Source organism: uncultured Phyllobacterium sp., from assembly GCF_902479695.1.
Classification (GTDB): Bacteria; Pseudomonadota; Alphaproteobacteria; order Rhizobiales; family Rhizobiaceae; genus Phyllobacterium; species Phyllobacterium calauticae.
Genome location: NZ_CABSQF010000025.1, coordinates 49,119 through 68,053, shown reverse-complemented (window position 1 = coordinate 68,053; position 18,935 = coordinate 49,119). Strand labels below are relative to the sequence as shown.

Below are 18,935 nucleotides of genomic sequence, written 5' to 3'. Positions count from 1 at the left end.
GCTCGGCATTTCCAGTCTCGGCGGGCTGCTGGCAACAAGGGCCGCCATGCAGAAGCACGGCATTGCGGGCACGCTGCGCTTCACCGGCGAACCCGCTGAAAAAGTGCGGGGCTCGAAACCCATCCATGCCGCCAAGGGCTATTATGACGGGCTGGACGGGATGATCTCTTTCCATCCGTTCTACATGCTGCCGCTGTGCAATACGGTACGCTGGGAGACGCATTGCGGTGCCGCCTATTCGATGATCTACCGCTTTGTCTGCGACCAGCCGGAGGGTTGGGGGCTCAGCGACGGCGCGCCGATCCCGCAATCCCACTCGGCGGTGCGCGCACCCGGCGCCAACGACGCGCTGATGATGATGTACATGGCCTCGAAGGCGCTGCGCGATTCCATGCTGCCGCATCAGGGCGGCTGGTCGATCAGCGAGGCGATCCTGACGGCGGGGCAGGCGACCGCCGACAATCTTCCCGCCGGGCTTGCCGAAATCCAGTACATGATGCGCGTGCCGGACATTGTCATGGCCGAGCGCGTCACCGCCGTGCTCGACCGCAATGCGGAGCACGCTGCCGCCATGACCGGATGCCGTGTGGAGCGGCACTGGGTGTGCAAGTCGCGGCCCGGCCTTGCCAACCATGCCATGGCCGAAGTGACGTGGGATGCCCTGCAGGCTGTCGGCGCACCGCGCTGGAACGAGGCGGCAAAGGCGGTTGCACGGGAGATTCAGGTGAATGCCGGGATCGATGCGATGCAGGACCCGTTTCTCGATGAATGCGAGGCATTGATCGCGCCTGTAGAAGCCGAAGCGATCCTGCGGCGCGACCTGCCGCCGTCGCAGATCAATTCCACCTCCGACGATTATACCGACATGACATGGCATGCGCCGACGGTGCGGTTCTACGTGGCGCGTCCAGCATTGAAGGCACCGAAAGGCTTTGCCTATCCGGGCTGGGTGATGAATGCGCTCGGCGGTATCCCTGCAACGATCGATCCGATGGTGCTGACCGCCGCCAAGACGGTGGCGCTGACGGCCCTGCGCCTGCTTGAGGATGGCGGGGCGAGGAGCAAGGCAAAGGATGAATTCATTCAGCGCACCGGCGGCGGCATTGGCGGATCAAAGTGGATCGCACCGCTGTGCGACTACGAGCCGCCGATTCATTTCCGCTGGCCGGAATATGTGACCACTGCACGCGGGCGGGAGTGGTGGATACCCACGCGCCCTGACAAGGAGACGGACCAATGACACGCCATGAACAGGGCTTTGACAATGATGCTTTCACACTCAAGCGCCGTAATCCGAATGGCGGCACCGCGCCGCTGAAAGGCTGGGGCTTTCGCAATGAAACCGACCCGCTGACCGATGTACTTTTGGGCTCGCCCGCCTTCCTGCGCCACATGGCGACAAGCTCGCTGTCACGCAAGCATCTGCGCGAGGCGCCGTGCAACATTCAGACCGCACAGGCCCAGCACAAGGAACTGGTCGCCGCCTATGAGCATTTCGGTGTGAAGATCCACTGGCACGAACCGGAACCGGAACTGCCGATGCAGGTCTATTCCCGCGATTCCAGCGTCATGACGCCCTATGGCGCCATCATTACCGCCATGGCCAACTGGTGGCGACGCGGCGAAAACTATGCCGCCATCCGCACCTATGAAAAGCTTGGCATTCCGATCTACGACATGGTGACCGCAGGCACCTTCGAGGGCGGCGATTTCAACGTGATCGAGGAGGGCTGTGTTCTCGTCGGCTGCGGCGGCGCCCGCACGCAGGAGGAGGGCGCGCGGCAGGTTGAGGAATGGTTCCGGCGGGAGGGCTGGGAGACGCGCCTTGCCTTCATCGACGAGTATTACGTGCATATCGACCTGATGGTGGTGCCGATTGCGCCGAAATTGACCGCCGTGTGCCTCGCCTGCACGGAGCCGGGTATCGTCGATTGGCTGAAAGCCAAGGGTCACGAGATCATCGACGTGCCGTTTCAGGACACGATGAATCTCGGCTGCAACTTCATGGCGCTGGGCAAGGACCGGATCATCGCGCCGTCGTCGAGCAAGACGCTGATCGACAAGCTGCGCGCGCGCGGATTCGAGGTGGCGGCGGTGGATATGAGCGAGATTTCCAAAACCGGCGGCGGCATTCACTGCATGGCACAGGCGCTGCTGCGCTCGGCGGAGTGAGGGGTGTGATACCAATAGTCCTCCGCCACATAAACTTTCCGTCGCTTTTGCGTCTGGTATCCGGATGAAAAGCCCCATACCATTTCCGGGACGAACAGCATTCATAAGGAGGCGACGATGCTCATCAAGCGGGATTTCTACATCAATGGCGCGTGGGTGCCGCCTCTCAAGGCCAATGATCTCGAGGTGATCAATCCGGCAACGGAAAAGCCGGTTGCCATCATCTCCATGGGCACGGCAGCCGATATCGACCGCGCCGTGGCTGCGGCGAAAACGGCCTTCCAGACCTACAGCCGGACGTCGGTGGAAGAACGGCTGGCGCTTCTGGAAAAGCTGCTTGCGATCTACAAGCGCCGCTACGACGAGATGGCACGGACCATCACACTGGAACTCGGCGCGCCGATCACCATGAGCACGCAGCAGCAGGCGGATGTCGGTGTCGGCCATCTCCAGGGCTTTATCGATGCGCTGAAAGCCCTGCACATGCGCGAGGAACTGCCGAATGGCGATCTGCTGGTGCGCGAGCCCATCGGCGTGTGCGGGCTGATCACGCCGTGGAACTGGCCGATCAACCAGATCGCGCTGAAGGTCGTCCCGGTGCTGGCTACCGGCAGCACCTGCGTGCTGAAGCCAAGCGAGTTCACGCCGCTCAATGCGCTGCTCTGTGCCGAGATGATTGATGAAGCGGGCTTTCCCGCCGGCGTGTTCAACCTCGTCAATGGCGATGGCGCGACGGTGGGCGCGGCCCTGTCCAAGCATAAAGACGTCGACATGATGTCGTTCACCGGCTCGACCCGCGCCGGTATCGCCGTCAGCAAGGATGCGGCGGAAACGGTCAAGCGCGTCACGCTGGAACTGGGCGGCAAGTCGCCGAACATCGTGTTCGAGGATGCCGATCTGGAAGATCGCGTCGCGGGCAGCGTGCTTGAATGTTTCAACAATAGCGGCCAGTCCTGCGATGCGCCGACGCGCATGCTGGTACAGCGCTCGGTCTATGACAAGGCGGTGAAAATCGCCGAAGCCACCGGCAGGCAGGCACAGGTCGGTGATCCGCAGGAGGAGGGCGATCACATCGGCCCGCTCGTCAGCCATATCCAGTATGGCCGGGTGCAGAACCTGATCGAAGCGGGAATTTCCGAGGGCGCACGGGTGCTGGTCGGCGGTGCGGGCAAGCCGGAGGGCTATGAGACCGGCTATTTCGTCCGCCCCACCATTTTTGCCGATGTGCGCAACGATATGCGCATTGCGCGGGAAGAAGTATTCGGGCCGGTGCTCGCGCTCATTCCGTTCGATACGGAGGAAGAAGCCATCGCCATCGCCAATGACACGCCCTACGGCCTTGCCGCCTATGTGCAGACGGGCGATGCCAAGCGTGCGGAGCGCGTGGCATCAAGGCTGAAAGCCGGCATGGTGCATATCAATGGCGGCCCGCATCGCTATGGCAGCCCGTTCGGCGGCTACAAGCAGTCAGGCAATGGCCGCGAGGGTGGCAAATTCGGGCTGGAAGACTTTCTCGAGGTCAAGACCATCCACCGGCCGTAAGGGACAGAAATGGTTGATGGCGTGAAGGCCATCAACCAATCAATGTTTCATCGATTTCAATCAGATAGGCCTGTCCGCTCGCCTTGGCTTTCAACAATGCGGCGGGCAGCTCTTCCAATGTGTTCAGCTTCTGCGAAGCCACGCCATAGGCCTCGGCGATTTTCAGGTAATCGGGTGCCGAGGGACGCACACCCACAGGATTGATGTGGACATCGCGCATGGCGCGCTCGATTTCCTGATAGCCCTGATTGTTCCAGACGACGAAAATAACAGGCACTTTCTCGTCGACCGCGGCGCCGAGTTCACCCAGCACGAACTGAAACCCGCCATCGCCGACAATGCAGATCGTCGAGGTTTCGGGCTGGCCGAGGGCTGCACCGATGGCGGCGGGCGGGCCGAAGCCGAGCGCTCCGAAGCCCGTCGCCGCATTGAACCAGCCGCCGACGCGGTCATGATCGTAATAGAGATTGCCGGAATAGATGGCCTGCGTGGAATCGCCGACAATCAGCGAGCCCGGCAGCGTGTCGCGCAGCGTATTCAGAAAGCGCACATGGCTTTGCGTGCGCGGACCGATCTCGGCCCACGCTGCATCGCGTGTTGCCAGGGCGCGGTCTTCGCCGGACTTCGTGTTGCGCCGCGCGGGCAAGGTAGCGGCGAGCGCTTCGACGGTTTCCCTGGCCGAAGCCTCGATGGGCATGAAGGCGGGACGTCGGTCGAGCTGTCCGGCATCGATGTCGATGCGCACAAGGCGTTTCAACTCGGGAAAACCGCCATCGCCATACATGTCATAATCGGTCGGTCCCATTTCCGTGCCGATGGCGAGGACAAGATCGCTTTCCGCAAGAAGGGTGCGCACGGCGGTGAGGCTGGCGCTGGCCGGGATCAGCAGCGGGTGATTGTGCAGGATGCCGCGCGCATTGGTGGTTGCCACCACGGGCGCATCCAGCTTTTCCGCCAAATCCCTGAGTTCCGCCGCAGCGCCCTTGGCGCCGCCGCCGATGAGAATGACCGGACGTTCCGCCGCAAGGCACTGGCGGGTGAGTTCCGCCATGGTTTCGGCCGACGCCTGCGGGATCGGCGCATCGGACAACTGGCGGCTCGCACCATCCAGCGGCTGCGCCATCACGTCGAGCGGTATCTCGATATGCACGGGTCCTGGACGCCGCGAGGCGAACAGCGCAAAAGCGCGGGCGAGCACGATGGGTAATTCGTCCGCTTTTTCAATGCGATGCGAGAACATTGCAACCGTCTGCAGCATGGCGCGCTGATTGGGCAGTTCATGCAGGAAACCCATGCCCTTGCCGAGCGACTCCCGCTGGTTGACGCCCGAGATCACCAGCATGGGAATGGAATCGGCGCGCGCCTGTCCCATCGCGGTGATCGTGTTGGTGATGCCGGGGCCGGTGATGACGAAGGCGACGCCGGGCTTGCCGGTCGCCCGCGCATAGCCGTCGGCCATGAAGCCCGCGCCCTGTTCGTGGCGCGGCGTGATGTGGCGTATCGTCGATGCGGCAAGGCCGCGATAGAGTTCGATGGTGTGGACACCGGGAATGCCGAAGACGGTATCGACATCGTAGGATTCAAGCAGATGGACGAGGGCTTCACCGACCGTGGTCATGCGGATTTCCGTTGCTGGAGGCGGGTTGCGAGGCGGACGATCCCGGCGCAGGCGGCATCGATCTTGTCATCGGCGACGCTGAGGCTGAGACGCAGGTAACCGGCGAGGTTGTCGCCGAAGGATTCGCCGGGCATGACGGCCACGTGTTCCTCTTCGAGAAGACGCATGGCGAAATCATTGCCGCTCAATCCGGTGGCGCGGATGTCGGCGAGAATGAACATGCCCGCCTGCGGCACGTCGGCGCCGATGCCGGCAATGCCGTCGAGCCGCTTGGAGATCAGCTGGGCGCGGCGGAAATAGCTCTCGCGCATCGTGGCAGCGGCGGCCGATGGCTGGCCGAGGGCATAGGCGGTCATGTCGGCGATGAAGGGCTGGACGCCGAACAGCATGGATTCGGACAACGGCAGCAGTTTCTGCGTGAACTCCGCCGGACCGACGCACCAGCCGCTGCGGAAACCCGGCGCGGCATGGGATTTGGAAATGGAAGCAACCGCTATCGTCCGGTCGGCGAGTTCCGGCTGGTCGAGCGGCGAGGCAAAACTGCCGTCAAAGATCAGCAGTTCGTAGACCTCGTCGGAGACGATCCACAGATTGTGTCTGCGGCAGACTTCACCGATCTCGGCCACTTCCTTGGCGCTCAGCACCGCTCCGGTCGGGTTGTGCGGGGTGTTGAGGAGGAGGACGCGGGATTTCGGCGTGATCGCCTTTTCCAGATCGGCGGCCTGCATGCGGAAACCGTTTTCCGGCCGCAGGGGAACGGACACGCGCGTTGCGCCGGTGGCGCGGACGACGCCGTCATAGGTGGCATAGAGCGGATCGCCGGTGATGATCTCGTCGCCTTCCTCGGCAAGGCCGAGCATGACGAGCGACAGCGCGGTCTGCGTACCGGGAAAGCACAGGATATGCTCCGGACCGATGGCCCGGCCGGTGCGTGCGGTGTACTTTGCCGAAAGCGCCGCGAGAACGCCGGGTTCGCCCCGACCGTTGGAATAGCCGGTGCGGCCGGAGCGCATGGCGTGTTCGGCCACATCCAGCATGTCGGTGGGGGTGGGAATATCCGGTTCGCCGATGGTGAGCTCAATGATCTCATGACCGGCGCGCTTCATTTCGCGCGCACGGATATGCACGGCCCATTTATCCGATCCCAGTCCGGCCAGACGGTCGGTCACAGACGCATAGCGCATCATTGGGCGCCTCCTTCAGCTTGTAATGAAATTCCCAGTACGGCTTCAATAGCGGCAACCCCGGTTTCCGCCAATTCCCCATCGTCGAAAATATCGCCGGCAAGACAGCCTTCCAGCCATAATCCGTCGATGATGGCGTTGATGGCGATGGCGTGGCGGCGGGTATGGTTCGGTTCCGCCGGTTTGCCGGCGGCGCGCAGCGCCTCGCGGATCAGGATTTCCAGCTCGTCGCGAAAGCCGAGATAGCCGTCGCGGTGGGCTGCGGCCATGGCCGGGTCGGCATGCACGAGCGCGATGAAACCCGCCCACAGCGAGAGGTTGTGCGGGTCCATGATCGGTTCGCCGAGATTGGCGGTAACGAACGCCTGCAGGCGCGAACGCGGATCGTCAGCGGCATTCTGCAAGGCATCGCTGGCCTGCACGGTCATGCGGTTCATCACGGCGCGGTAAGCGGCGCCGATCAGGTCATCCTTGGTCGGGAAATAATAGCGGATCAGCCCGGCGGTTACATCGGCCCGCTGGGCGATTTCGCGCACGGTCGCACCGGCAAGACCGCGCTCGGCCACACATTCAAGCGTCGCGGCGATCAGATCCTCGCGGCGCTTGTCCTCGCCTTCACGGCGAAAGGTTTTGCGTGTGGCCGATTGTGCGTTCATTGCCGGAAAACCGGACGGGTGAGGCAGGTCGGGCCGCCCTCGCAGGCAATGCACAGCGCATCCGCCTCGAAGGTCGTGACGGTGCAGCCGGCGGCTTCCATGGCGGCCTTGGTCTTTTCGAAACCCGCCACGGCGATGACTTCATACGGCGCCGTCGGCAGCACGTTGAGGTTGAGGCCGTTGCTGGCGGCAAATTCGTCTTCCGGCGCGGCGATCAGGCGGATGCCACGCTCCTTCAAAAGCTGGTAGAAGGCTGCGGGCAGCAGCGGCAGGTGCACCAGCGCCAGGTCTTCGGCCAGCGGCGAAATGATCGACATCAGATGCAGGCAGGCTTCTTCGCCCTGCCACAGCGGCAGGTCGAACCCGAGGACGGTGACGCCAAGCGGCTCGAGGATGGCGGCCATCTGCTCGATACCGGCCTGATTGGTGCGCACGCCGCGGCCGATGGCGAGCGTCTTGCTGTCGACCCAGACGCAGTCACCGCCTTCGACGGTGCCCGGCGCGACGATGCGGCCGAGCACCGGCACATCCATCTGGCTGTAGGTTTCATGGTGCAGGTCCGTCTCGTCGAGGCGCAGGGATTTGCCCATGCGCAGCAGGATCGCACCCTTGTCGGTGACGAGGGAGGGATCGTGGGTGAACACGGAATCCGACAATCCGTCATTGCCGTCCTTGATCCAGGTGATGTCGGCGCCCGACTGGGCCACGAGACCGGCAAAGACGCGGTGCTGTTCGGACGCGCGGCGCGGATCGAACTGCGGACCGTAATGCCAGACGTCGCGTTCGGCGCCCGCCATGACGCGGTCAGGCATGCGCATGATGACGCGTTTCAGGGGAAGGGCCATGGACTGGGAACCGAATGCGCTCATGCGACTGCTCTCTCGTAAAAATTGCATCTGGGAGTATTTATACGCTTGCATAATTAGAGCGCAAGTGGTGTGATGCCCTAAATTAGGCAGTTTCGCCTCATGCTGACAAAACAGGCAGAAATGAACGGTGTCATGACAGCAGGTGCAGGACAACCCATGGGAACCCAGCAATGACGGAGGCGTTGCGCGCATCCGTTGCCACGGACCCGCTCCAACCCGGTGCGGCCGAACGGGCCGAAGCCATCCACGTCTGGAACCTGCACAAGAAGTTCGGCGCCCTTGAGGTTCTCAAGGGCGTTTCGCTGACAGCCAAAGACGGTGACGTGGTTGCCATGATCGGCGGCAGCGGCTCGGGCAAGTCTACCTTCCTGCGCTGTATCAATTTCCTCGAAAACCCGACGAGCGGCGTCATCCGCATCAATGGCGAGGACGTGCAGATGGTCAGTGACGGCGAGGGCGGCCAGTATCCCGCCAACCGGCGCCAGATTGAGCGTATCCGCAGCCGGCTTGGCATGGTGTTCCAGAATTTCAATCTCTGGCAGCACATGACCCTGATCCAGAATGTCATCGAAGTGCCGGTTCACGTGCTGGGGATGAAGCGTGACGAGGCCATGGCCATCGGCGAGCAATTGCTGGAGCGGGTCGGGCTTTCCGCCAAGCGCGATGTCTATCCCGCCTTTCTCTCCGGCGGCCAGCAGCAGCGCGGTGCCATTGCCCGCGCGCTCGCCATCCAGCCGCGCGTCATGCTGTTTGACGAGCCGACCTCCGCGCTCGATCCGGAACTGGTTGGAGAAGTCCTGAAAGTTATCGGTGACCTCGCCAAGGAGGGGCGGACGATGCTCCTGGTCACGCATGAGATGAAATTCGCCCGGGAAGTGGCGAGCCATGTCATGTATCTGCACAACGGCATTGTCGAAGAAGAGGGGCCGCCGGAAGAATTGTTCGGATCACCAAAATCCGAACGTTTGAAGCAGTTTATCCGCACTGTTTCATAAGTCGCATGAAAAAATACAGGGAATAATCCTGGGGAACAATAAAGAGAAATGGAGATAGGAATGAAAGTTTTCTTGAAATCAGCGGTTGCCGCCGCTGTGCTGGTTGCCGGAATGGGAGTCGCCAGCGCCGAACAGATCAAGGTCGGCATTGCCGCCGAACCCTATCCGCCCTTCGCCTCGCCGGATGCCTCGGGCAAGTGGGAAGGCTGGGAAGTCGATGTCGCCCTTGCCATCTGCGCGCAGGCCAAGCTTGATTGCGTCATCACGCCCGTGTCGTGGGACGGCATCATTCCGGCGCTGACCACCAAGAAGATCGATGTGATCGCCGCCTCCATGTCGATCACGCCGGAGCGCGAGAAGACCATCGATTTCTCCGACAAATATTACAACACGCCCACGGTCATTCTCGGCTCGAAGGACGTCAAGATGGACGCGTCGCCGGAAGGCCTGAAGGGCAAGGTGCTCGGTGTGCAGGTTTCGACCATCCACCAGGCCTATGCGAAGAAGCATTTCGCCGCGACCGCCGCCGAGATCAAGGAATACCAGACGCAGGACGAAGCCAATCAGGATCTGGCTGCCGGGCGTATCGACGCCACGCAGGCCGATTCGCTGGCGCTCGAGACCTTTGCCCAGACCGATGCGGGCAAGGCCTGCTGCGAGATCAAGGGCAAGGTCGCGCCCGATCTGGAAGTGCTTGGACCCGGTGTCGGTGTCGGTCTGCGCAAGGGCGAGACGGAGCTGAAGACCAAGATCAATGCGGCCATCAAGGACATTCGCACCAACGGCAAGTATGACGAGATTTCGAAGAAATATTTCAACTTCGATATTTACGGCGGCTAGGCCGCTGTTCGGAGCAGGCTTTGGCCTGCTCCGTTCCTTCCGTTTGACGCAACGCATTCCATTGTTCTGAATCGAGGACGGCTTGGCCGACGCATCGATTGCTCCCGCCGCAATAGCCGGCATGTTCGACCTTCTGTCGCCCAATCCGCCGGGTTGGGGCGGCAACCTCCTGCGCGGTCTGGCGAATTCGCTGCAGATCGCCGTCGGCGCCTTTGGCATGGGATTGCTCATCGGCACGGTCGGCGCCTATGGCAAGCTTTATGGTGGCCCGCTCGTGCGCGACATCGCCGCCATCTACACCACCATCGTCCGCGCCGTGCCTGAACTGGTGCTGATCCTGTTGCTCTATTATGCCGGTACCGACATGATCAACCGGGTGCTCGAGAGTCTCGGCTATCAGCGCGTCGACATCAGCGGACTGGTGGCGGGGATCGTGGTTCTCGGCTTCGTGCAGGGCGCCTATGCAACCGAGGTGCTGCGCGGTGCCATCAAGGCCATTCCGCAGGGGGAAATCGAGGCGGCGCGGGCCTACGGCATGTCGCCTGTTCTGATGATGCGCCGCATCACCCTGCCGGCCATGCTGCCGCATGCGCTGCCGGGCCTTGCCAATCTCTGGCTGATCTCGACCAAGGATACGGCGCTGCTGGCAGTCGTCGGTTTCAGCGAGTTGACGCTCGTCACCCGGCAGGCGGCCGGCACGACAAAGGCGTATTTCCTGTTCTTCATCGCAGCCGGCATCCTCTACCTCGCCATCACGCTGTTTTCCAATGTCATCCTTGCCAAGGTCGAGCAATGGGCGCGGCGCGGCATGCCTTCCGTCAAGGAGGCGCGGTAATGACCGAGACGCCGCTGGAAACCCCGATCGAGACATTCCCGATCCACAAGGACAGCGACACGAACGGTCAGGCGCGCGCACTGCCGCCGCACCGGATCGTTCTCATCCTCATCGGCCTCGCGCTGGTGGCCTCGGCTGTTGTCTTCATGCGCTGGGACTGGCTGCCCAATTACGGCGATCTGATCCTGCAGGGCCTGTGGCGGACGATCTGGATACTGGTCGTCACCGTCATCATCGGCTTTCTGCTGGCGGTTCCGCTTGGGCTGGCACAGGCAGCCGGGCCCGCTGTGGTGGCGGTGCCGGCGCGCGTGTTCTGCACGGTGATCCGCGGCACGCCGCTGCTCCTGCAGCTCTGGCTGCTCTACTACGGGCTGGGCTCGCTGTTTCCGCAATATCCGTGGATACGCAGTTCCGAACTCTGGCCTTATCTCAGGCAGGCATGGCCCTATGCCGTTCTAGCGCTGTCCCTGTCCTATGCGGGCTATGAGGGCGAAGTCATGCGCGGCGCCTTCGCCGGTGTGCCCAAGGGACAGCTCGAATCCGCGCGCGCCTTCGGCATGCGCCGCTTTACGATTTTCCGCCGCATCTGGCTGCCGCAGGCCATTCACCGCGCTCTGCCGACGCTGGCGGGCGAGGCGGTCCTGCAGCTGAAATCCACGCCTTTGGTGGCAACGATTACGGTCGTCGATCTCTATTCCGTGGCCTCGCGCGTCAGGCAGGATACCTACATCACCTATGAGCCGCTTCTGCTGCTGGCGGCCGGGTATCTCGTCATCACCGGCATCATCGTTTTCCTGTTCCGGCGGCTGGAAAAGCTCATACCATCGAGGCTCGGATGAGACTTTTTCATCGTGACGCAAATGACCGCACATATGTCGCAAGTGTTTGGTCCGCTTAGCCGGACAGATGCGCATAGTAGGATAAAAAGGAACACCTCGCAAAAGACGAGAAAATGGGATTGATGTTTTCACCGGGTGTTCTGCCCGGTGTGCGTTATCTGTTTTCAGCTCCGCTGTGAGGACGAAAGATGATAATGCGGACAGTCGAAACATTTCAGCACCAAGTGAAAGAAACCGCCGATCTGGGCATCGTCTTGCCCGATGGCTGCCGCCTGTCGGCCCGGGTCTGGATGCCCGAGGACGCCGTGGAAAATCCGGTTCCCGCGATTCTCGAATTTCTGCCCTATCGCAAGCGCGACGGCACGACGGCGCGCGATAATCTCACCCATCCCTATATCGCCGGGCATGGTTATGCGTGCCTGCGCGTCGACATGCGCGGCAACGGCGATTCGGAAGGGCTGATGGAGGATGAATATTCGGTTCAGGAACTGAACGATGCCTGCGCGGTGATCGAATGGATCGCGGCGCAGCCCTGGTCGACAGGCAAGGTCGGCATGATGGGCATTTCCTGGGGCGGGTTCAATTCGTTGCAGGTGGCCGCCCTGCAGCCGGAAGCGCTGAAGGCCATCATCACGCTCTGCTCCACCGACGACCGCTATGCCGACGACATCCATTACAAGGGTGGGCTGCTGCTCAACGAGAATCTGGGGTGGGGCGCCACCATGCTCGCCTATTCCTCCCGCTCGCCCGATCCGGCTCTGGTCGGCGACAAGTGGCGCAACATGTGGCTGGACAGGCTCGATCATGAACCGTTCCTGCCGGCCGTCTGGCTGGCGCACCAGACGCGCGACGCCTATTGGAAGCGCGGCTCGATCTGCGAAGATTTTTCGGCTGTTAAAGCCGCCACGTTGGCCGTCGGCGGCTGGGGCGATGCCTACAAGAACGCGGTGCCACGCCTGATGGAAGGCATAACGGCACCCGTCAAAGGCATTGTCGGGCCGTGGGTGCACAAATACCCGCATTTTGCCGTGCCGGAACCGCGCATCGGCTTCCTGCAGGAGGCACTGCGCTGGTGGGACCGCTGGCTGAAGGACATCGATACGGGCGTCGAGAACGATCCGGCCTATCGCGGCTATCTCATGGATTCGGTCCGTCCGAAAAGCTGGTACACGGAGCGTCCGGGGTACTGGATTGCCGAGCCGCAATGGCCGTCGAAGACGATCCGCAGCGAGGTTCTTCAGCTCGGTGCCGACAGGTCCCTGAGCGCCAGACGGGGCGGGGCGTTTTCCCATCTCGTCGCCTCGCCGCAGGATTGCGGCATGATGGGCGGCGAATATTGCGCCATCTGGCTCGGCCCGGAGCTTCCCGGCGACCAGCGCCGCGATGATGCGCTGTCCGTCTATTATGACGGCGATATCCTGGAAAAAGCGGTTGATATTGTCGGCGCGCCGGAAATCAGCCTGACCGTGTCCAGCGACAAGCCCGTTGCCATGGTTGCCGTGCGCCTGTGCGACGTGCATCCCGATGGTGCTTCAACGCGCATCACCTATGGCGTGTTCAACCTGTGTCACCGCGACAGCCATGAAAAACCCCAAGCGCTCACGCCGGGCGAACCCGTAAAAATCCGCTTCAAGCTCGACGATATCGCCTATCGCGTACCCGCCGGGCACCGGCTGCGCATCGCCGTTTCCTCCAGCTACTGGCCGATGGTCTGGCCATCGCCGGAAGCGGTCAGCCTGACGCTGCATGCGGGCGCGCTCGACCTGCCGTCGCGCGATCTCGCCATCGGCGATGAATGGACCTTTCCGGAGCCCGAGGCCGCATCGCCCTGGCAGCTCGACATCCTGCGCAAGGGCACCAACAGCCGCCGGATCGAACATGACCAGGTCAGCGGCAGGATCATCCTGTCGATCGAGGATGATTTTGGCGAGGCGCGGGACAAGGAACATGGGCTCGTCCACGGCAGCGTGGCGCGCGAACGCTGGGAAATCCATGCAGACGATCCGCTGTCCGCCTATGGCGAGACGCATTGGACGGAACTGTCCGGCCGCGACGAATGGCGCGTGCGCACGGAAACGTTCACCACGATGCGGTCGGACAAGGCCAATTTTCATCTGACCGGCCGGATCGAAGCCTACGAAAATGACGAACTGGTTTTCGAGCGGAATTTCGCCGAGACGATCGCGCGTCAATACATCTGATTGCTGGAGGAGAACGTTAGACAGTCACGTTAACGGTTGAAATTTACGGGTATCAAGTCGCATAATTCACAAAAACCGAATTTGGACGCCATGCGTTCCAAGCAACAAAAGGGGAATGGGTATGTCAAGAGAACTCGATTATCTGAGCCGCAAGGTCGCCCGCGGACATCTGTCGCGGCGTGACTTTCTCGGCCGTGCAGCAGCCCTCGGTGTCACCACCGTTTTTGCCAATTCACTTCTGTCCAGTGCGGCTCTCGCCGAAGGCCCGGTCAAGGGCGGCACGCTGAAAGCCGGCATGCAGGGCGGCGCCTCGACCGACAGCATGGACCCCGCAACATGGCAGAGCCAGGTGCCGTACAAGTTCGGCCGCCAGTGGGGCGAGCAGCTTGTCGAAATCCAGCCAGACGGCACGCTCAATCCAAAACTGGCAACCGAATGGGGATCAACCCCCGACGCCAAGGTCTGGACCTTCAAGATCCGCAAGGGCGTGCAGTTCCACAACGGCAAGGATATGACGGCCGATGACGTCGTGGCCACGATGGAGCGCCACTCCGACGCCAATTCGAAGTCCGGCGCCCTGGGCGTCATGAAGGGCATCGACAGTGTGAAGAAAGACGGCGATACCGTTGTTTTCACATTGAAAGAAGCCAATGCAGACTTGCCGTTCCTGATGGATGACTACCATCTGATGATCCAGCCGAACGGCGGCAAGGACAAGCCCACTGCCGGTATCGGCACCGGACCGTACAAGGTGGTCAAGGACGAACCGGGCGTACGGCATATCGGCGAAAAATTCGCCAATTACTGGGATGGCGACAAGCGCGGCCATGCGGCGCAGATCGAAATCATCGTCATCAACGATGCCACCGCCCGCACGGCTGCCCTGCAGTCCGGCCAGGTGCACATGATCAACCGCGTCGAGCCGAAGATCGTCGATCTGGTCAAGCGCGTGCCGGGTGTGACCATCCAGAACGCGGCAGGCAAGGGACACTACGTCTTCATCGCCCATTGTAACACGGCGCCGTTCAACAATAACGACCTGCGTCTGGCGCTGAAATACGCCATGAACCGCGAAGACATGGTGCAGAAGATCCTGCGTGGCTATGGCACCATCGGCAATGATTTCCCGATCAACAAGGCCTATCCGCTGTTCTCGGACGATATCGAGCAGCGCGCCTACGATCCCGACAAGGCGGCTTTCCACTTCAAGAAATCCGGCCATGACGGCGCAATACTGCTGCGCACCTCCGATGTTGCCTTCCCCGGCGCCATCGATGCGGCCCAGCTGTACCAGCAGAGCGCGGCCAAGGCCGGCATCAAGATCGAGGTCAAGCGTGAACCGGGCGACGGCTACTGGTCGGAAGTCTGGAACAAGCAGCCATTCTCGACATCCTATTGGGGCGGCCGTCCGACCCAGGACCAGATGTATTCGACCGCCTATCTGTCCACAGCCGACTGGAACGACACGCGCTTCTTCAATGAAAAGTTCGACAAGACATTGATTGCAGCGCGCGCCGAACTCGATCCCGTCAAGCGCAAGCAGATGTACCGTGACATGTCGGTCACGGTGCGCGACGAGGGCGGTGTCATCGTACCGATGTTCAACGACTTCATCGACGCCACCAGCGCCAAGGTTGGCGGCTGGGTGAAGGACGGCAATCAGGAAATGAGTGGCGGCTATGCCTTGTCCCGCTGCTGGCTGAACGCCTAAGGCCGGGGCGAATGAGCGGTCCTGTCCTCAAACTGGTGGCCCAGCGCATTGCGATGGGCCTTCTCCTTCTCCTTGCCGTCTCGGTGCTGATTTTCGCAGGCACCCAGATATTGCCGGGAGACGTGGCGCAATCCATTCTCGGCCAGTCGGCCACACCGGAGGCATTGGAAAACCTGCGGCGTGACATGGGGCTGAACGATCCGGCCTATATCCGCTACCTGCATTGGCTCGGCGGCATATTGACCGGTGATCTCGGCACGGCGCTTTCCAGTGGGCAGGACATCGCATCGTCGCTCAAGGGGAGGTTGTGGAACACGCTGTTCCTCGCCTTCTGGGCGGCGGTGGTTTCCATTCCGCTCGCCATCGGACTGGGTTTGCTGGCCGTGCGCTACCGCAACGGCTGGGTGGACAAGATCATCTCCGGCCTCGGCCTCGCATCGACGTCGTTGCCGGAGTTCTTTACCGGTTATCTCCTGATCTACTTCGTCGCCGTGCGCCTGCAATGGTTTCCGAGCGTCTCGACCGTTTATGACGGCATGCCGCTTGGCGAAAGGCTGAGCGCCATCGCCCTGCCGGTGACGGTGCTGACGCTGGTCGTTCTGGCGCATATGATGCGCATGACCCGGGCGGCCATTCTCAACGTCATGCAGTCGGCCTATATCGAAACGGCTGAGCTGAAGGGGCTGACGCCGTTCCAGATCATCGCCCGCCATGCGTTCCCCAATGCCATTGCCCCGATCATCAATGTGGTGATGCTCAACCTGGCCTTCCTTGTCGTCGGTGTCGTCGTGGTCGAGGTGATCTTCGTCTATCCCGGCATGGGGCAGTATCTGGTCGATCACGTGGCCAAGCGCGACGTGCCGGTCGTGCAGGCCTGCGGACTGGTTTTCGCGGCTGTTTACATCACCCTCAACATCATTGCTGATATCGTGGCGATTGTTTCCAATCCCCGCCTCAGACATCCCAAGTGAGGCCGCGCCATGCTGAATGTTAAGAACATCCCCATCAGCGCCTGGATCGGCCTGATCATCACGGCGGTCTTTCTGTTCGCGGCCATCTTTGCGCCGTGGGTTGCGCCTTATTCCGTCGGCGAAACCGTTGGCGATGTGTGGGAGCCCATGTCGGCGAAATACTGGCTCGGCACGGACAATCTCGGCCGCGACCTGCTTTCCCGCATGATTTACGGCGCACGCATCACCATCTTCATCGCCGCCATGGCGACGGCGCTGTCGTTCATACTCGGCTCGGTGCTGGGTTTCGCCGCCGCCGTCATCGGCGGCTGGTTCGACCAACTGATGTCGCGCTTCGTCGATCTGATCATGGCGATCCCGACGCTGATCTTCGCGCTTGTGGTGCTGTCGGTCCTGCCGGGCAATGTCACCACGCTGATCCTCGTCATGGGCCTGCTCGATGCCACGCGCGTCTACCGGCTGGCGCGGGCCGTGGCGGTCGACATCAATGTCATGGATTTCGTCGAGGCGGCAAAGCTGCGCGGCGAGGGGCGCATCTGGATCATTTTCCGCGAGATACTGCCCAACGCCCTGACCCCGCTGGTTGCCGAACTCGGCCTGCGTTTCATCTTTGCCGTGCTGTTCCTGTCGGCGCTGTCCTTTCTGGGCCTTGGCGTCCAGCCACCGGATGCGGACTGGGGCGGCATGGTCAAGGAAAACAAGGAAGGCATCGTCTTCGGCATTCCGGCCGCGCTGATCCCGGCGGCGGCCATCGCGATCCTCGCCATCTCGGTCAATCTCGTCGCCGACTGGATTCTCAACCGGACCACCAGCCTGAAGGGAGGACGCGGCAATGGCTAAAGCGCCTGCGAAGGACAAGACCGGCCTTCTTCTCGACATCCGCAATCTGCGGATCGAGGCCACCAGCTATCCGCCCGGCGAAGCGCCGCGCAATGTGGTGATCGTCGACAATGTCTCGGTAAAGGTTGAACGCGGCAAGGTGCTCGGCCTGATCGGCGAATCCGGTGCCGGCAAATCCACCATCGGCCTGTCCGGCATGGGATTTGGCCGCGGCGGCGTGCGTATCACCGGCGGTGAGGTATTGCTCAACGGCCGCGACATTCTCAAAGGCGGTGCGACCATCCTGCGGCAAATCCGCGGGCGTGAGGTCTGCTATGTCGCGCAGTCCGCCGCCGCCGCCTTCAATCCGGCGCGCAAGCTGATGGACCAGGTGGTTGAAGCTGCGCTGCAGCACAGGATCGCCACGCGCGCCGAGGCGGAAAAACGCGCCATCGGCCTGTTCAAAAAACTGGGTCTGCCCAACCCTGAAACCTTCGGGCAGCGCTTTCCGCATCAGGTCTCGGGCGGGCAATTGCAGCGGGCCATGACCGCCATGGCGCTGTGTTCCGAGCCGGATCTGATCGTGTTCGACGAACCGACAACGGCGCTCGACGTGACCACGCAGATCGATGTGCTTGCCTCGATCAAGGATGCCATCCGCGACACCAACGTCGCCGCGCTTTATATCACCCACGACCTTGCCGTGGTGGCGCAGGTCGCCGACGACATCATGGTGCTGCGCCACGGCAAGATGGTGGAGTATGGCGATACGCGCCAGATCATCAAGGAACCGCGCGAGGACTATACGCGCCAGCTGGTATCGGTGCATCACATCCCGCATCAGGAAAAAACGTCCGACAGCGCGCCGATCCTGTCGGTGAAGAACATCACCGCGGCCTATGGTGGTGGATTGGTGAAAGTGCTGAAGAACGTCTCCGTGGATCTGCATCTCGGCCAGACACTGGCGGTTGTCGGCGAATCAGGCTCCGGCAAATCCACGCTGGCGCGTGCCATCACCGGTCTGTTGCCGCCGATGGAAGGCACGATCACCTTTGACGGGCGCACGCTTTCGCCGCGCCTTGCCAACCGCACCCGCAACGATCTGCGCGAGTTGCAGATGATCTACCAGATGGCCGACGTGGCGATGAACCCGCGCCAGACCATCGGCACCATCATCGGCCGTCCGCTCGAATTCTATTTCGGTATGCGCGGCAAGGAGCGCGATGCACGCATTGCCGAACTGCTCGACAAGATCGAGATGGGCAAAGGCTTTGCCGACCGCTACCCCGCCGAACTGTCCGGCGGACAGAAGCAGCGCGTCTGCATCGCCCGGGCGCTCGCCGCCAAGCCGAAACTGATCATCTGCGACGAGGTGACCAGCGCGCTCGATCCGCTCGTGGCCGACGGTATCCTGAAACTGCTGCTCGACTTGCAGGCGGACGAACATGTCGCCTATCTCTTCATCACCCACGATCTTGCGACGGTGAAATCCATCGCCGACGCCATCGCAGTGATGTATCGCGGCGAGGTGGTGCGCTACGGTCCGAAAACGCAGGTGCTGAAGCCGCCCTTCGATGCCTATACCGACCTGCTGCTGTCGTCGGTTCCGGAAATGGAGCTGGGCTGGCTGGAAGGTGCGGTCAAGAACCGGCGCATGGCGAGTGCAGGGAATTGATCTGCACC

16 protein-coding genes are annotated in these 18,935 nt (G+C 62.0%); 12 read left to right on the top strand and 4 right to left on the bottom strand.

Annotated elements, in window-relative coordinates:
- The 3 genes from RDL77_RS15925 to RDL77_RS15915 form a co-directional block, all read left to right on the top strand.
- A partial coding sequence (locus RDL77_RS15925; RefSeq protein WP_288193694.1) for an amidohydrolase occupies window positions 1-1,240 on the top strand: 1,240 nt, incomplete at its 5' end.
- Window positions 1,237-2,172 (top strand): dimethylarginine dimethylaminohydrolase family protein, encoded by a 936-nt coding sequence (locus tag RDL77_RS15920; RefSeq protein WP_288193693.1) that lies wholly within the window; start codon window positions 1,237-1,239, stop codon window positions 2,170-2,172. The genes RDL77_RS15925 and RDL77_RS15920, both read left to right, overlap by 4 nt.
- A gap of 117 nt (window positions 2,173-2,289) precedes the next feature.
- Window positions 2,290-3,714, top strand: coding sequence for an aldehyde dehydrogenase family protein (locus RDL77_RS15915; RefSeq protein WP_288193692.1), 1,425 nt, complete (start codon window positions 2,290-2,292; stop codon window positions 3,712-3,714).
- 31 nt (window positions 3,715-3,745) lie between these two features.
- Here the strand turns inward: RDL77_RS15915 and RDL77_RS15910 are convergent, their stop codons facing one another.
- The 4 genes from RDL77_RS15910 to RDL77_RS15895 are packed head-to-tail and all read right to left on the bottom strand — an operon-like array spanning window position 3,746 to window position 8,041.
- Window positions 3,746-5,332: a 5-guanidino-2-oxopentanoate decarboxylase gene (locus RDL77_RS15910; RefSeq protein WP_288193691.1), complete on the bottom strand. Its 1,587-nt coding sequence runs from the start codon at window positions 5,330-5,332 to the stop codon at window positions 3,746-3,748.
- Window positions 5,329-6,516 carry a pyridoxal phosphate-dependent aminotransferase gene (locus tag RDL77_RS15905; RefSeq protein ID WP_223615219.1) on the bottom strand — a complete coding sequence of 396 codons (1,188 nt, stop codon included), beginning with the start codon at window positions 6,514-6,516 and terminating at the stop codon, window positions 5,329-5,331. Before RDL77_RS15905 ends, RDL77_RS15910 begins: the two co-directional genes overlap by 4 nt.
- Window positions 6,516-7,172, bottom strand: coding sequence for a TetR family transcriptional regulator C-terminal domain-containing protein (locus RDL77_RS15900; protein WP_223615075.1), 657 nt, complete (start codon window positions 7,170-7,172; stop codon window positions 6,516-6,518). Before RDL77_RS15900 ends, RDL77_RS15905 begins: the two co-directional genes overlap by 1 nt.
- Window positions 7,169-8,041 (bottom strand): dimethylarginine dimethylaminohydrolase family protein, encoded by an 873-nt coding sequence (locus RDL77_RS15895; RefSeq protein WP_223615074.1) that lies wholly within the window; start codon window positions 8,039-8,041, stop codon window positions 7,169-7,171. The genes RDL77_RS15900 and RDL77_RS15895 overlap by 4 nt, the downstream gene beginning before the upstream one ends.
- A 170-nt stretch (window positions 8,042-8,211) precedes the next feature.
- Here RDL77_RS15895 and RDL77_RS15890 point away from each other — a divergent pair, with 170 nt between their 5' ends.
- The 9 genes from RDL77_RS15890 to RDL77_RS15850 all read left to right on the top strand — a co-directional run bounded on the left by RDL77_RS15890 (window position 8,212) and on the right by RDL77_RS15850 (window position 18,927).
- Window positions 8,212-9,036: an ABC transporter ATP-binding protein gene (locus RDL77_RS15890; RefSeq protein WP_223615073.1), complete on the top strand. Its 825-nt coding sequence runs from the start codon at window positions 8,212-8,214 to the stop codon at window positions 9,034-9,036.
- Window positions 9,037-9,096: 60 nt separating this feature from the next.
- Complete coding sequence (locus tag RDL77_RS15885) at window positions 9,097-9,876, top strand: transporter substrate-binding domain-containing protein (protein WP_288193689.1); 780 nt, start codon at window positions 9,097-9,099, stop codon at window positions 9,874-9,876.
- 121 nt (window positions 9,877-9,997) lie between these two features.
- On the top strand, window positions 9,998-10,711 hold the full coding sequence (locus RDL77_RS15880; protein WP_223615218.1) for an ABC transporter permease: 714 nt from the start codon (window positions 9,998-10,000) through the stop codon (window positions 10,709-10,711).
- The gene (locus tag RDL77_RS15875) at window positions 10,711-11,550 is read left to right on the top strand and encodes an ABC transporter permease (protein WP_288193688.1); all 840 of its coding nucleotides are present in this window, start codon (window positions 10,711-10,713) and stop codon (window positions 11,548-11,550) included. The genes RDL77_RS15880 and RDL77_RS15875 overlap by 1 nt, the downstream gene beginning before the upstream one ends.
- Window positions 11,551-11,744: 194 nt before the next feature.
- Window positions 11,745-13,751: a CocE/NonD family hydrolase gene (locus tag RDL77_RS15870; RefSeq protein ID WP_288193686.1), complete on the top strand. Its 2,007-nt coding sequence runs from the start codon at window positions 11,745-11,747 to the stop codon at window positions 13,749-13,751.
- A gap of 121 nt (window positions 13,752-13,872) precedes the next feature.
- Window positions 13,873-15,462 carry an ABC transporter substrate-binding protein gene (locus tag RDL77_RS15865; RefSeq protein WP_223615069.1) on the top strand — a complete coding sequence of 530 codons (1,590 nt, stop codon included), beginning with the start codon at window positions 13,873-13,875 and terminating at the stop codon, window positions 15,460-15,462.
- 11 nt (window positions 15,463-15,473) lie between these two features.
- Entirely contained in the window at window positions 15,474-16,433 is a 960-nt protein-coding gene (locus RDL77_RS15860; protein ID WP_223615068.1) for an ABC transporter permease, read from the top strand.
- A 9-nt stretch (window positions 16,434-16,442) separates the two neighbouring features.
- A complete protein-coding gene (locus tag RDL77_RS15855) occupies window positions 16,443-17,273 on the top strand; it encodes an ABC transporter permease (protein ID WP_288193685.1) in 831 nt (276 codons plus the stop codon).
- On the top strand, window positions 17,266-18,927 hold the full coding sequence (locus RDL77_RS15850; protein WP_288193683.1) for an ABC transporter ATP-binding protein: 1,662 nt from the start codon (window positions 17,266-17,268) through the stop codon (window positions 18,925-18,927). Before RDL77_RS15855 ends, RDL77_RS15850 begins: the two co-directional genes overlap by 8 nt.
- The last annotated feature ends 8 nt before the right edge of the window (window positions 18,928-18,935 follow it).